Annotated in this window: 11 protein-coding genes; 1 reads left to right on the plus strand and 10 read right to left on the minus strand. The window is 72.1% G+C overall.

What is annotated here, in order from left to right; translation table 11 throughout:
* Positions 1 to 3 precede the first annotated feature (3 nt).
* The 4 genes from ABZ953_RS05560 to cseB form a co-directional block, all read right to left on the minus strand.
* A complete protein-coding gene (locus tag ABZ953_RS05560) occupies positions 4 to 2565 on the minus strand; it encodes an FtsX-like permease family protein (protein ID WP_361717171.1) in 2562 nt (853 codons plus the stop codon).
* Between the two features lie 114 nt (positions 2566 to 2679).
* Positions 2680 to 3459, minus strand: coding sequence for an ABC transporter ATP-binding protein (locus ABZ953_RS05565; RefSeq protein ID WP_361718232.1), 780 nt, complete (start codon positions 3457 to 3459; stop codon positions 2680 to 2682).
* 159 nt (positions 3460 to 3618) lie between these two features.
* Positions 3619 to 4890 carry a HAMP domain-containing sensor histidine kinase gene (locus ABZ953_RS05570; protein WP_361717174.1) on the minus strand — a complete coding sequence of 424 codons (1272 nt, stop codon included), beginning with the start codon at positions 4888 to 4890 and terminating at the stop codon, positions 3619 to 3621.
* 6 nt (positions 4891 to 4896) lie between these two features.
* Positions 4897 to 5613, minus strand: coding sequence for a two-component system response regulator CseB (gene cseB, locus ABZ953_RS05575; protein WP_361717177.1), 717 nt, complete (start codon positions 5611 to 5613; stop codon positions 4897 to 4899).
* Positions 5614 to 5869: 256 nt separating this feature from the next.
* On the opposite strand from cseB, the gene ABZ953_RS05580 reads away from it, so the two are divergent.
* A complete protein-coding gene (locus ABZ953_RS05580; RefSeq protein ID WP_361717179.1) occupies positions 5870 to 6529 on the plus strand; it encodes a 1,4-alpha-glucan branching protein in 660 nt (219 codons plus the stop codon).
* 171 nt (positions 6530 to 6700) lie between these two features.
* Here the strand turns inward: ABZ953_RS05580 and ABZ953_RS05585 are convergent, their stop codons facing one another.
* From ABZ953_RS05585 to ABZ953_RS05610, 6 genes are all read right to left on the minus strand, one after another.
* Positions 6701 to 7546: a class II fructose-bisphosphate aldolase gene (locus ABZ953_RS05585; protein WP_361717182.1), complete on the minus strand. Its 846-nt coding sequence runs from the start codon at positions 7544 to 7546 to the stop codon at positions 6701 to 6703.
* A 120-nt stretch (positions 7547 to 7666) separates the two neighbouring features.
* On the minus strand, positions 7667 to 8545 hold the full coding sequence (locus tag ABZ953_RS05590; protein ID WP_361717185.1) for an SIS domain-containing protein: 879 nt from the start codon (positions 8543 to 8545) through the stop codon (positions 7667 to 7669).
* 65 nt (positions 8546 to 8610) lie between these two features.
* A complete protein-coding gene (locus tag ABZ953_RS05595) occupies positions 8611 to 9924 on the minus strand; it encodes an alpha-glucosidase/alpha-galactosidase (protein ID WP_361717188.1) in 1314 nt (437 codons plus the stop codon).
* Positions 9921 to 10877, minus strand: coding sequence for a carbohydrate kinase family protein (locus tag ABZ953_RS05600; protein WP_361717191.1), 957 nt, complete (start codon positions 10875 to 10877; stop codon positions 9921 to 9923). Before ABZ953_RS05600 ends, ABZ953_RS05595 begins: the two co-directional genes overlap by 4 nt.
* A gap of 34 nt (positions 10878 to 10911) precedes the next feature.
* Positions 10912 to 11799, minus strand: a complete 888-nt coding sequence (locus tag ABZ953_RS05605) for a carbohydrate ABC transporter permease (RefSeq protein WP_361717194.1) — start codon at positions 11797 to 11799, stop codon at positions 10912 to 10914.
* Entirely contained in the window at positions 11796 to 12746 is a 951-nt protein-coding gene (locus ABZ953_RS05610; RefSeq protein WP_361717197.1) for a sugar ABC transporter permease, read from the minus strand. Before ABZ953_RS05610 ends, ABZ953_RS05605 begins: the two co-directional genes overlap by 4 nt.
* Positions 12747 to 12750 lie beyond the last annotated feature (4 nt).

Consider the following 12750-nt stretch of genomic DNA (forward strand, 5'->3'; position numbering starts at 1 on the left):
CCGTCAGGCCTCCGCGACCGCCTCCAGCGGGCTCAGCGCCGCCGCCCGACGGGCCGGAAGAGCCGCCGCGAGCGCGCCGATCACCAGGGATGCCAGGCATACGAGCGCCAGCGTCCCCCACGGCACCGACAGCGTGTACCCCTCCATCGCGCCGTTGGCCAGCGCGCCGACCGCCCACGCCCCGAACACCCCGCCCACGAGGCCGAGGAGCGTGCCGAACGCGGCCACAGTCACCGCCTCCAGGCGGATCATCCGCCGGACTCCGGAGCGGTCCATGCCGATGGCGCGCAGCACACCGATCTCGCGGGTGCGCTCCGTGACCGACATGGCCAGCGTGTTCACGATGCCTAGCGCCGAGATCACGACACCGATGGCCAACAGCCCGTACATCAGCGTCAGGAGGTTGCCCACGGCACCGGCCGCCTCGCGCACGAGTTCCTCGCGGTCCTGCACCTTCAGGAGCGGGCTGTCGCCCACCGCCGTACGCAGCCGATCCTGAGTCCGTGAGGTCGCGCCGTCATCGGTGCGCACGAGGATCCGCTGCACGGAGCCCGGCCTGAAGCTGTTGTGCCGCACCTCGCTCCGGGCGCCCAGCGCGTCGTGCGCGGTGGGGTTGTCCCGGTAGACGCCCACGACCGTGTACGTCCCGGTCTTCTGGCTGCGGCCCATCGACGCGGTCAGCTTGCCGCCCACGCCCACACCCTGTTCCCGGGCGAGGGTGCTGGAGAGGGCGATCCGGCCCGGCCCGAGGTCGTCGAGCGAGCCGCTGACGAAGTCGAGCTCCATGGTGGCGGCGGCTGCCCGCGGGTCGACGCCGGAGATCTCCCGGACGCGGCCGCCGACGAACAGGGTGGAGTCCGAGACCGCCGCGGCGGTCCGCACCCCGGGGGCGTCGGCCACCCGCCGGACAGTGGCCTTGTCGATGCCGGTCGTGGGGGTGCGGGTGCCGATCACGTAGTCGGCGCCGAGTCCTGCCGCGGCCTGGCGGTCCAGGGCCTGGCCGGTGGAGTTCCCGATGACGGCGAGCCCGGCGACCAGCGCCGTACTGATCATCAAGGTGGCGGCGGTCGCCGCCGTGCGCCGCGGGTCGCGCAGCGCGTTCTCCCGCGCGAGACGGCCGATGACACCGAAGCGTCCGGTGAGGCGCCCGGCAAGGCGGATCACGGGAGCGGCGAGCAGCGGCGAGAGGACGATCATGGCGAAGAGCAGGACGGTGCAGCCGAGCATCGCGCTCCGCAAGTTTTCCTCCGAGGCGTCCTCGGCCCCGGTGAGGGACACCAGCAGACCGGCGCCGATGACGAGGAGAGCGAGCCCCGCCAGGCCGCGCCTGCGTGAACGCGCGGCGGAGGGCGGCTGCTCGGCCGCCCGCAGCGCCTCGATGGGGGCGATCCCGGCCGCCCCGCGCGCGGGCAGCCACGCGGCGAGCACCGTGACGCCCACCCCCACGCCGAGCGCCGCGAGGACGGGGCGTGCGCCGATCACGAGGGGCCCGTCGGGCAGGGTGTCGCCGGTGGTGCTCAGGACGTCGGGCAGTACGGCGGCGATGCCGAGGCCGAGCAGGAATCCGGCCGCCGACGCGGTGAGGCCGATCAGCAGGGCCTCCAGGAGGACGGAGCGCACCATCTGGCGGCGTCCCGCGCCGATCGCCCGCAGCAGCGCGATCTCCCGGGTACGCCGGGACACCAGCATGGTGAAGGTGTTGACGACGAGGAACGAGCCGATGAACAGCGAGACCCCGGCGAAGATCATGGGCATCTTCCGATAGCCGCGGGTCATGGTGTCGACGTTCGTCGCCTCCTGGTCGGCCTGGGCGCTGCCGGTGGTGGCCTGGGCCCGGTCGGCGGGCAGGACGTCCTCGACGCGGCGGGAGAGCTCGGACTGCCCGGTGCCGTCCGCGGCGGACACGTCGATGCCGGTGTAGTGGCCGGGGGACGCGAAGAGGCGCTGGGCGCTCGCCTTGTCGAACAGGACCAGGGTGCCCCCGGCCGTCACCCGCGTGTCTTTGGTGGTGACGATGCCGACAAGTCGCTTTTTCATGACCGGTCCGTCGGTGGCCACCGTGACCATGTCACCGATGCGGAGGTGCCCGGCGGACGCGGTCCCGCTGTCCACGGCCAGCTCCTTGCCGTCACGCGGGGCGTGGCCCTCGGCCAGGGGGTATCGGCTGTCCTTGCCGCCCTTGCCCGGCACGTAGGCGGCGCCCAGGTTGGCCCACGCCTTGTCGGCCCGCAGCGGCGTGCCGTCCGCCGCGTTCAGGACGGCCGATCCGTCGGCCGTGGGGCGTACGGCGGCGACGCCGGGCACGCCCGCCAACTTCCTGACCAGGGCGTCGTCCAGGGCGGGAGAGTGCTCGTCGACGGCGGTGCCCGGGGGCGGGTCCTTCGGGGTCACGCTGACGGCGATCCCGGCGAAGTTCTGCGACGCGGCGGCGCGGTAGGCCGCGGCCGAGGAGTCGGCGAAGACGAGGGTGCCGCTGACGAACGCGACACCCAGGCAGACCGCGAGGACGGTCATGGCCAGCCGGGCCTTGTGCGCGAAGACGTTGCGCAGAGCGGTACGGAACATACGGGGCGAATCCTGGGAGGAGGGCTCGGCGAGGCGAGCGGGTGGGTGGTGCGGGGCGGTGCGGGGAGGGGCTTGCGGCACCGGTGGGGCAGCTGTCAGAAAGGGCGCGGTGCCTCAGCTGGTGCGCGGGCCAGTGTCGAGCGTCTTCATCAGGTCCAGGACGCGCTCCGGCGTCGGCTGCTTCATCTCGTCGACGAGCCGCCCGTCGGCCAGGAAGACCACGCGGTCCGCGTAGCCGGCGGCGACCGGGTCGTGGGTGACCATGACCACGGTCCGGCCAAGGTCGCGCCCCGCGTCGCGCAGGAAGCCGAGCACCTCGGCCCCCGCACGCGAGTCGAGGTTGCCGGTGGGCTCGTCGCCGAAGACGATCCCCGGCCGGGAAGCCAGGGCGCGGGCCACCGCCACGCGCTGCTGCTGCCCGCCGGACAGCTGCCCGGGACGGTGGTCGAGACGCTCGGCGAGACCGACCATGGACACCACGCGCCGCAGCCACTCCTCGTCGGGGCGACGGCCCGCGATGCTGAGCGGCAGCGTGATGTTCTCCATCGCCGTCAGGGTCGGCAGCAGGTTGAACGCCTGGAAGATGAAGCCGATCCGGTCACGGCGCAGCTCCGTCAGCTGCCGGTCGTCGAGCGTGCTCAACTCGGTCGTGCCGATGCGTACGGAGCCGGAGCTGACGGAGTCGAGCCCGGCGGCGCAGTGCATCAAGGTGGACTTGCCGGAGCCGGAGGGGCCCATGATCGCGGTGAACTCGCCCTCGCGGAAGGAGATGCTGACCCGGTCCAGGGCGACGACACGGGTGTCGCCGCTGCCGTAGACCTTCGACAGGTCGGTGGTGGAGGCCGCTATTCCGGTCGTCGTGTGCAGTCCGTGCAGTTCCTGCAGTTCCTGCAGTTCGTGCTGGGCAAAGGGGCCGGGGCTCACAGGGGGACTCCTCGTCGGTGCGGTGGGTGCACGTCGAAGGGTGTCCGGGGAACGTATCGGCGTCTGGGCCGTGACGTATCGGTGGCGGCTCTACTGTGCAGCGGCTGTGCGGCCCGTGCAGTGGGTGGCTCAGTTCGGCAGGCGCAGGGTGGCGACCGCGCCGCCGTCCGGGGCGTTGTCCAGGCGCAGTTCGGCGCCGAGCAGCCGCGCCTGGCCCAGCGCGATGGTCAGGCCGAGGCCGTGGCCCGAGCCGCGCTCCGCCGCGCCCGTGTGGAAGCGCCGCGGCCCGTCGCGGAGTACCTCGGGGGGAAAGCCCGGGCCGTGGTCGCGTACGACGACGGTGCGCCCCTCGACGGTGACCCGCACCGGAGATCCACCGTGCCGGTGGGCGTTGACGACGAGGTTGCTGACGATGCGTTCGAGGCGGCGCGGGTCGGTCTCGACGGTCTGCGGTGCCTGCTCCCGCGCAGATGCGTCCGTCTGTCCGCCGCCGATGGTGACCTCGGTTGCGAGGCCGGTGCGCACCACCGCTTCGGAGACGACCGCCCCGAGCGGGACATGGGCCCGGACCGGCTGTTCGGCCCCCGCGTCGAGGCGGGAGATCTCCAGGAGGTCCTCGACCAGGCCGCGCAGATCGCGCACCCGGGCCCGCAGCAGGTCCTCCGTCTCACCCGCGGGCAGCAGGTCGGCGGCGGCCAGCAGACCGCCGACGGGGGTACGCAGTTCGTGGGCCACGTCCGCGGTGAAACGGCGCTCGGAGCGGAGCTGCCGGGCGAGGGTATCGGCCATGAGGTCGACGGTGGCGGCGATGTCGTCCACCTCGTCGCGGCCCGCGGCAGGCCCGGTCCTGGCGTCCAGATCCCCCGCGGAGATCCGGCCCGCCGTCTCGGAGACCCGCCGCAGCCGTCGGCCGAGCAGCCCGGCCCCGTACACGGCGAGGGGAACGGCCGCCCCGAGCGCCACCAGCGAGGCCGCCACCATGACCACGTCGAGCCGGTGCAGCTCGTGCAGTTCCGGGCTCATGTTGATCCGGACGGCAAGGACCCGGCTGCCCGGACCGCCGACCCGCTGGGCGCCCCAGTAGCTGGGCCCCAGGTTGCCGTCGACGCGTCCGTCGTAGGCCGTGTGCCGCTCGCCGTCGGCCGGGTGGCGCAGTGCGCCGGGCAGGTCGCGTGGATCGAGCTCGGCACCGTCGGCCAGCGTGCCGGTGCGCCGGTAGGTGCCCATCGCGGAGTAGACGGTGTTGAAGGCGTTCGCGTCGGCCCGGTCGCGGATGTCCCGCGCGGTCCACAGATGCACCAGTACGCCCACCACCGCCGCGACGAGACACGCCGTGGCAGCGGCCAGTGCCGCGATCTTCCAGCGCAGGCCCACACGGGTCGGCCCGCGGAACGGTGACACAGGCTCTCAGCGCCTGAGCTTGTAGCCGAAGCCGCGGACCGTCTCGATGCGGTCCCGTCCCAGCTTGCCGCGCAGCCGCTGCACACACAGGTCCACGACCCGGCTGTCGCCGTCCCAGCCGTAGTCCCAGACGTTGCGCAGCAGCGTGTGCCGCTCCAGCACGATCCCCGGGTGGGCGGCGAACTCGAGCAGCAGCTTCAGTTCGGTCGGGGTGAGCGCCACGGGACGCCCGGACACGGTCACCTCCAGGCCACCCGTGTCGATGCTCAGATCCCCGAAGACCAGCACATTCTCCTCGGACGGGACGGACGCCGGGGCGGGCGCGTACGTCGCCCGACGCAGCAGCGAGCGGATGCGGGCCACCAAGACGTACGTGTCCACGGGCTTGACCACATAGTCGTCCGCCCCGGCCTCGAGACCGGCGACGACATCGAGTCCGTCACCGCGCGCCGACATCATCAGGACCGGCACCAGGCTGGTCTCGCGGACCCTGCGGCACAGCCCGATCCCGTCGAGACCGGGCAGCATGACGTCCAGGATCAGCAGGTCGAACGTCTCGTCGCGGAAGAGTTCGAGCCCCGCGAGCCCGTCGGCCGCGACCTCGACCCCGTACCCGTAGCGCTCCAGAGCGACGGCGAAGGACCGCCGCATCAGGTCGTCGTCCTCCACCAGCAGCACACGGACGGGCTGCGGGGAGGCCGGAGCCGGGGTGGACGACGACACGGGGGGATCACTCCTGCACGGGCGGGTCTAGTGGGGCGGACGGGTGGTGGGGTGACCAGCGACCTGAAAGGAACGATATGGCAGACAACGGACCCGGCAACTTCCACCGGGGCCGTATCCCCCAACCGATGGCAGACCAAGCGCCCCCTGATACCCACTGGATACAAACCGGCCCGAGGGCCTCGCCGCTCTACCGCCGTCGCACGGGTGGCAAGGTGGGCGGGACCGCATCCGCTCGACGGAAGAGAGTCCCGGCATGGCCGTCATCCACCGCACCTCCGTTGAACCGACCAAACTGGAACTGCTCGGTTCCTGGCTCCCCGCACGCCCGTGGTTCAGGGGCAAGGGCGAACCGGAGCTGGTCACGTCCGGCGGCTTCCGCCTCGACGACCCGGCGGGGGAGGTGGGCATGGAGTTCATCGTGGTCACCGATACGTCCGGCGCCGAGGCGACCGCGTACCTGGTGCCGCTCACCTATCGCGGTGCCCCGCTCGACGGGGCGGAGCACGCCCTCGTGGGCACGATGGAGCACGGGGTCCTCGGCCGTCGCTGGGCGTACGACGGCTGCCACGACCCGGTACTGGTCGCCCAGTTGCTCGCGCTCATCGAGGGCAGGGTCCACGCCCAGGCCCAGAACATCAGCGACGCTCCCGACCGGGAGGTCACCTCATCCTTCACCGGTGAAGGCGCGGCCTCTTCGGCCTCTCCCGCCCCTGCCACCGACGATCGGGAGGGCACGGTGCTTGCCCTCCCGCACGGCGCGCTCCTGCGCTTGCAGCGGGTTCTGCGGCCCGTCCCCGACGACGAGCCCCTGGTTCCGCAAGGGGCCACCGGCCACGTCCACGGTTCCTGGCGAGGCCCCGAAGGCGAACGGGCCCGGGGGCTGTTCGCCGTCCTGCGAGGACCCGGGAACTAAGAGTCGGTCACTTCGCGGACTCCGGTAGGCGAGGGCGACTTCGATTTTGTAGTCCGGCACGTAGATTCCGTGCCATATCCCGTTCGGGCCTATTTGGCTTTCCCAGGGATCATTCCATTCCGGCTGCTGTGTCCGCTTGCTGCTGATGGCCTTGTCGCATCCGCTCCCCGGCTACGAAGTCACGGCCGCCGGAACCGAAGAGGAGAAGAGCCGCAGCAGCCGGGCGACCTCGGCGGCCATCGCCTCGCGGCCCCGGCTCACATAGCGCCGGGGGTCGACGACCGGCCCCGAGTCGAGTACGCCGCGCACGGCCTCGGTGAAGACCGCGTTGAGGTGCGTCGAGATGTTGATCTTGCGGATACCGGCGGCCGCCGCCGCGGCCAGGGTCGCGTCGTCGGCCCCCGACGAACCGTGCAGGACGAGCGGCACCGGCACCGCGGCACGCAACTCCCGTACGAGCTCCAGGTCGAGTCGGGCGGTGCGTTCCGTCATGTGGTGCGAGGTGCCGACGGCCACCGCGAGGGCGTCCACGCCGGTGTCCCGCACGAACTGGGCGGCCTCGGCGGGGTCCGTGCGCACCCCGGGCGCGTGCGCGCCGTCCTTGCCGCCGATCTCGCCCAGCTCCGCCTCCAGGAACACGCCGTGCTCCCGGCAGTGGCGCGCGATCCGACGGGTGTGGGCGACGTTCTCCTGCCAGGGCAGGGCGGCGCCGTCGTACATGACGGACGTGAAGCCGAGGGCGACGGCCTCCTCGATCAGCTCGGGGCGGGTGGCGTGGTCCAGGTGCAGGGCCGCGGGGACGCACGAGGCGGCGAGAGCGGTACGGGCCGCTGCCGCGAGGGGAGCCAGGGAGCCGTGATGGGCGACGGCGTTCTCGCTGATCTGCACGATCACGGGGAGCCGGGCACGCTCGGCTCCGATGAGGATGGCCTCCAACTGCTCGATGAGGGCGACGTTGAAGGCTCCCACCGCCGCGGAGGTGGTGTGGAGCATGTCGTACGGGGTGACCAGAGGCATGGCTGCGTTCCAGGGTCGGTGGCCGACCGGACGAGTCGGCCGGGCGAGGTCGGGGCGAAGGAGAGGCGGGGACCGCCGAGTCGGGGGAGAGAGGGCGGTCCCCGCCGGTCATGGGGTCCGTCAGGCGAGGACCACGGACCGGGTCAGGTGGGCGGGGCTGTCGGGGTCGCGCCCCGCGTCCTCGGCGAGCCGCACGGCCAGGCGCTGGGCGAGCACGAGTTCCGCGAGCGCATCGAGGCTCGGCCGGCGCAGGAAGGCGCCCGTGGCCTCGATCCGCTCGGCAAGCTCCTCGGGCAGCGGGGACAGGCTCCACACGGCGCGCCCCGGCCCCGCCACGGCGATGGGCCCGTGCCGGTACTCCGGGACCAGGTAGGACTCCGTCCAGTGGGCCGCGGCCTCGCGCACCTTCAGGGCGGCCTCGTGGGCGAGCCCCGCATGCCAGCCCTCGCCGAGGAACGTGATCTGCTCGGCGCCGAGCAGGCCCGCGTCGAGGGGGGCTTCGAGCGCGGTCACGACGTCGGCGCGCGCCTGCTCGACGGAGTGGCCCAAGTGGGCCAGGAGCAGGATCAGTTGCGTGGTCGGATAGCGGGTCTGGACGACGGACCGCTCGTCGGCCTCCGCCAGCGCGATCACGTCGTGGGCGACGCGGGCGGCCGGTGAGCCGGGCACCGCGGTGATCGTCGTGACGCGGGCGGCCGGGTCGGCGGCGGCGAGCGCGGTGAGGATCTCGGTGGTGGTGCCGGAGCGGGTGAGGGCGATGATCCGGTCGTAGCGGCGGTGCAGCCGGGCAGCCGACGCGGGGAAGGCGTCGGTGGGGCCGTGCCCGGCCTCCTCGCGCAGGTGGGCGTAGGCCTGGGCCATGAAGAGCGAGGTGCCGCAGCCGATCACGGCGACGTGCTCGCCCTTCGCGGGCAGCGCCGCGGCGACGTCGGGGAGCAGGCCGAGCACGCTCTCCCAGCACTGCGGCTGCGTGGCGATCTCTTGGCTGGTGAGGGACATGCGTGTGGTTTCCCGTTCTTGGTCGGAGTGTGGTGCGCCCGGGTACTGGGTCCGGGTGGCCCGGGTCAGCTGTCGGCCAGCGTGACCCGCAGCGACGGCTGGAGGAGGTCCGCGTGGGCGCGGACCATGTCGTCGCAGAGGCGCCAGATCTGATCGACGGTCAGGGCGGCGGCGGTGGCCGGGTCGGTCATGGCCGCGTGCCGGATGTGCCGCGGCTCGTCGTCGACGGCGGCGCGTACGACGAGGTCGTTCATGCTCAGATACGTGCGGTTGAGGGCGGCGAGCTGCGGCGGCAGGGATCCGGCGCGGGTCGGCTGGACGCCCGCCGCGTCGACCAGGCAGGGCACCTCGACCACGCCGTGGGCCGGGAGGTTGTCGATCAGGCCGCGGTTGGGGACGTTTCCGTAGACGGTGCGCGGGGTGCCGGTGACCATGCTGTGGATGATCTGCGGCGCGTACTCCATGGTGCCCTCGACGGTGAGGGGGTCTCCGGCGGCGAGGGCGTCGCGGGTGTGGCGGTACTCGGCGACGTTCTCGTCGACGATGCCGACGTAGGCACCGATCGGGAGGCGCAGCCGCTCGATCTCGCTGTCGTGGTGCAGGTACCAGGGCACGTACTCCGAGGAGTGCTCGCTGGTCTCGGTCGGGTAGTGGCCGAGACGTCGGTACATGTCGACGCGCACGCGGCGCCGCAACTGCTCGTCCTCGGCGATGAGTTCGTCGAGGCGGGGGTAGAGGTCGGTGCCCTGGTGCTCGAACCGCAGCACCCAGGCCTGGTGGTTGACTCCGGCGGCCCGGTAGGTGATCTCTTCGTAGGGGACGCCCACGAGCTTGGCCAGGTCCTGCATGGTCCAGTACACCGAGTGGCACAGGCCGACCACCTTGGTCAGGCCGGTGGCCTCGGTGAGGTACTGGACGTTCATGGCCATGGGGTTGGTGTAGTTGAGCAGCCAGGCGTCGGGGCAGAGTTCGGCGATGTCCGCGCCGAGCTGCTTGAGGAAGGGGAAGGTGCGCAGGGCGCGGAAGATGCCGCCGATGCCGAGGGTGTCGCCGATGGTCTGGCGAAGGCCGTGGCGGGCGGGGACGTCGAAGTCGGTACGGGTGGACTCGCCCATGCCGATCTGCACGATGTTGATGACGAAGTCGGCACCCGCCAGGGATGCGCGGCGGTCGGCGTGGGCGGTGATACGGGCGTCGGCGCCGCGTTCACGCGCTATGTAGCGGGCCGCGGCCTCGGCGGTGGCCAGCCGCTCGGCGTCGATGTCGTGCAGGGCGATGTGCGCGTTCTTCAGCTCGGGGAAGGCGAAGAGGTCGGCGAGCAGCCCCTGGGTGAAGACGACGCTTCCTGCGCCGATGAAGACGATCTTGGGCTGGGTCATGATGCGTGCGCTCCGGTGGGAGAGGTGGTGTGGACGAGGGCTTCGTCCCAGGTGGGCTGGGCCGCGGTGCCTCCGTGGGCCCGCGTGGACAGGGCGCCGCACACGGCGGCGAACCGCAGGGCCTCGTGCGGAGGCTGGTGCCGCAGCGTGGCGGCGATGAATCCGGCGTCGAAACTGTCCCCGGCGCCGACCGCGTCGACGGGCGTCACCGCGATGCTCTCCGCGCTGATCAGCGTGCGGCCGTCGTGGCACAGGGCGCCCTGGGGCCCGTTCTTGACGACCACCAGGGGGACGCGCGCGGCGAGGAGCGCGGCGGCCGCCTCGGGGGATTCCCCGCACCCCGCGAGGCCCATCGCTTCCTGGGCGTTGGGCAGCAGGATGTCGGTCTGCGCGAGGGCCGCGTCGAGGGCGGCCCCGTCCCAGCGTCCCGACGGATCGTCCTGCGTGTCCAGGGACGTCGTGGCGCCGTGCGCACGGGCGGCGCGCAGCAGGTCCGGCAGGTCATCGGCGAGCTTCGGCTGCAAGAAGTACGAGGCCGCGTGGACGTGCCGACTGGCGGCGAGCAGTTCCGCGGGCACGTCACGTCCCGAGGTCGCGGTGAGGGTGCCGGGCGAGGTGAGGATGGCGCGGTCGTCGCCACGGGTGAGGACGACGGTCAGCGGCGTCGCGCGGTCCGGGTCCGTGGCCAGGGCCCGGGTGTCGACGCCGTGGGCGGTGAGGGCGTCGCGGATATAGCGGCCGGCGTCGTCGTCGCCGACGCGCCCCGCGAAGGCCACGCGCAGGCCGAGTCGCGCGGCGCCGCAGGCCATGATCGCGGCGGAGCCGCCGACGACGAGGGAGCCGGATTCGGTGAGCTGTTCGCGCTGGCCGAAGGCGAGCGGTTCGGTGAGCGGGCCGAGGACGACATCGGGGTTGGCGTCCCCGATGACGAGCAGGTCGTACGCGGTGGGCATCGCGGTCCTTTGAACGGGTGCGGGCGGCGGGTGGTCAGCCCTTGAGGCCGCTGGAGGTGACGGAGCGGATGAAGGCCTTCTGGGCGAAGAGGAACGCGACGAGCACCGGAAGGACCGTCAGGACGTTGCCCGCCATCACCGCCGACCAGCGGGTGTGGTGCTGGCCCTGGAAGGTGGTCAGGCCCAGTTGCAGCGTGTACTGCGTGTCGTGGTTGATGGCGATCAGCGGCCAGGTCAGGTCGTTCCACGTGGTCAGGAAGGTGAGCACGGCGACCGTGGCGAGCGCGGGCCGGGCCAGGGGCAGGACAATGGAGACGATGACCCGCAGCCGGGAGCAGCCGTCGATCCAGGCGGCCTCCTCCAGCTCCCTCGGCAGGGACAGGAAGAACTGCCGCAGCAGGAACACCGCGAACGGCGTGACGAGCGCGGGCACGATGAGCGCGCCGAGCGTGTCGATGAGCCCGAGCTTCTTCATGACGAGGAAGGTGGGAATCATCGTGAGCTGGAACGGGATCGCCATCGTCGCGAGCATCAGGACGAGCAGCAGCCGCGACCCGGCGAACCGCATCCGGGCGAACGCGTAGCCGCCGAGCACACCGAACACGAGGTTGGAGGTGACGGCGACCGCGGAGACGATCACCGAGTTCAGCAGCCAGCGGGGGAACATGGCGTTGCCGAGGACGTAGCTGTATCCGCCGAAGTCGATCTTCGAGGGCCAAAGCGCGGGCGGGAAGCGGTTGATCTCGGCGTTGCTCATCAGCGAACTGAGCAGCAGCCACACCAGCGGCACCGCGAACAGCGCGGCCAGTGGCGCGAGCAGCAGGTGCCAGGCGCTGAACGGGAGCCGGAGGCGCCGCCGGGCGGCCGGCACCGACGCGGGACGGGAGCTGATCCGGGACGGCTCGGTCGTGGTCGCGGTCATGAGGCGGCTGCTTTCGTACGAGGGGTGCGCTCGCGGCGGACCACGCGCAGCAGCACGGCCACGACCATCAGCGCCAGGGCGAGGACGTAGGCGGCGGCCGCGCCGTACCCGGCGGTGAACTCCTTGAAGGCCTGCTCCCAGATGAAGTAGACGATCACGGTGGTCGAGCCGAGGGGCCCGCCCTTGGTGGTCACGTAGACGAGGTCGAAGACCTGCAGGGACTGGATGGTCTGCCACAGGAGCAGGAACACGCTCACCGGCGTGAGCGCGGGCAGCGTCACGTGCCGCAGGATCTGCGCCCGCCCCGCGCCGTCCAGGCGGGCGGCCTCCACCTGCGAGTGGTCGACGTCCTGCAGCGCCGCGAGGTAGATGACGGTGCACAGCCCCGTACCGCTCCACAGGGTGATGACGACCAGGACCATCAGCGCCTGCGAGGGGTCGGTGAGGAAACCCTGCGGCGAGATGCCGAGCCGGTGCAGGACGGAGTTGGCGGCCCCGAACTCCGGGTCGAGGATGAAGGAGAACAGCACGCCCTGCGCGGTGGCGGAGATGACGAAGGGGATGAAGAACAGCGTCCGGTAGAGCCCGACGAAGCGGATGCGCCGGTTGAGCACGAGGGCCAGGGCCAGTCCGATGGCGATGCTCAACGGCACGTACAGGACCGTGTAGAGGACGGTGTTCCGCACGGCCTGGTGGAAGTTCGGGTCCTGGCGCAGGGCGTGGTAGTTGTCGAGGCCCACCCAACGGCTGGGCGTGACCAGGTCGTTGGCCTGGAAGGAAAGCAGCAGCGACCAGATGACCGGCAGCACGCTCAGGCCGAGGATGACGAGCACGGCGGGCGAGACGAACGCCCAGGCGGTGGCCGCCTCCTTGCGGCGCCGACGGCGCAGGGCGCGCGGCTCCGGCGGGTTCTGCGGCAGGGTCAGCGGTGCGGGAAGTCGGGGCATGTCA

It is taken from the genome of Streptomyces sp. NPDC046465 (assembly GCF_040646035.1).
Lineage (GTDB): Bacteria > Actinomycetota > Actinomycetes > Streptomycetales > Streptomycetaceae > Streptomyces.

Excerpts from the sequence above, each read along its gene's own strand:
- ABZ953_RS05560 (WP_361717171.1), bottom strand. The coding sequence starts at position 2,565 with ATGTTCCGTACCGCTCTGCGCAACGTCTTCGCGCACAAGGCCCGGCTG.
- ABZ953_RS05580 (WP_361717179.1), top strand. The coding sequence starts at position 5,870 with ATGGCCGTCATCCACCGCACCTCCGTTGAACCGACCAAACTGGAACTG.
- ABZ953_RS05585 (WP_361717182.1), bottom strand. The coding sequence starts at position 7,546 with ATGCCTCTGGTCACCCCGTACGACATGCTCCACACCACCTCCGCGGCG.
- ABZ953_RS05590 (WP_361717185.1), bottom strand. The coding sequence starts at position 8,545 with ATGTCCCTCACCAGCCAAGAGATCGCCACGCAGCCGCAGTGCTGGGAG.
- ABZ953_RS05595 (WP_361717188.1), bottom strand. The coding sequence starts at position 9,924 with ATGACCCAGCCCAAGATCGTCTTCATCGGCGCAGGAAGCGTCGTCTTC.
- ABZ953_RS05600 (WP_361717191.1), bottom strand. The coding sequence starts at position 10,877 with ATGCCCACCGCGTACGACCTGCTCGTCATCGGGGACGCCAACCCCGAT.
- ABZ953_RS05605 (WP_361717194.1), bottom strand. The coding sequence starts at position 11,799 with ATGACCGCGACCACGACCGAGCCGTCCCGGATCAGCTCCCGTCCCGCG.
- ABZ953_RS05610 (WP_361717197.1), bottom strand. The coding sequence starts at position 12,746 with ATGCCCCGACTTCCCGCACCGCTGACCCTGCCGCAGAACCCGCCGGAG.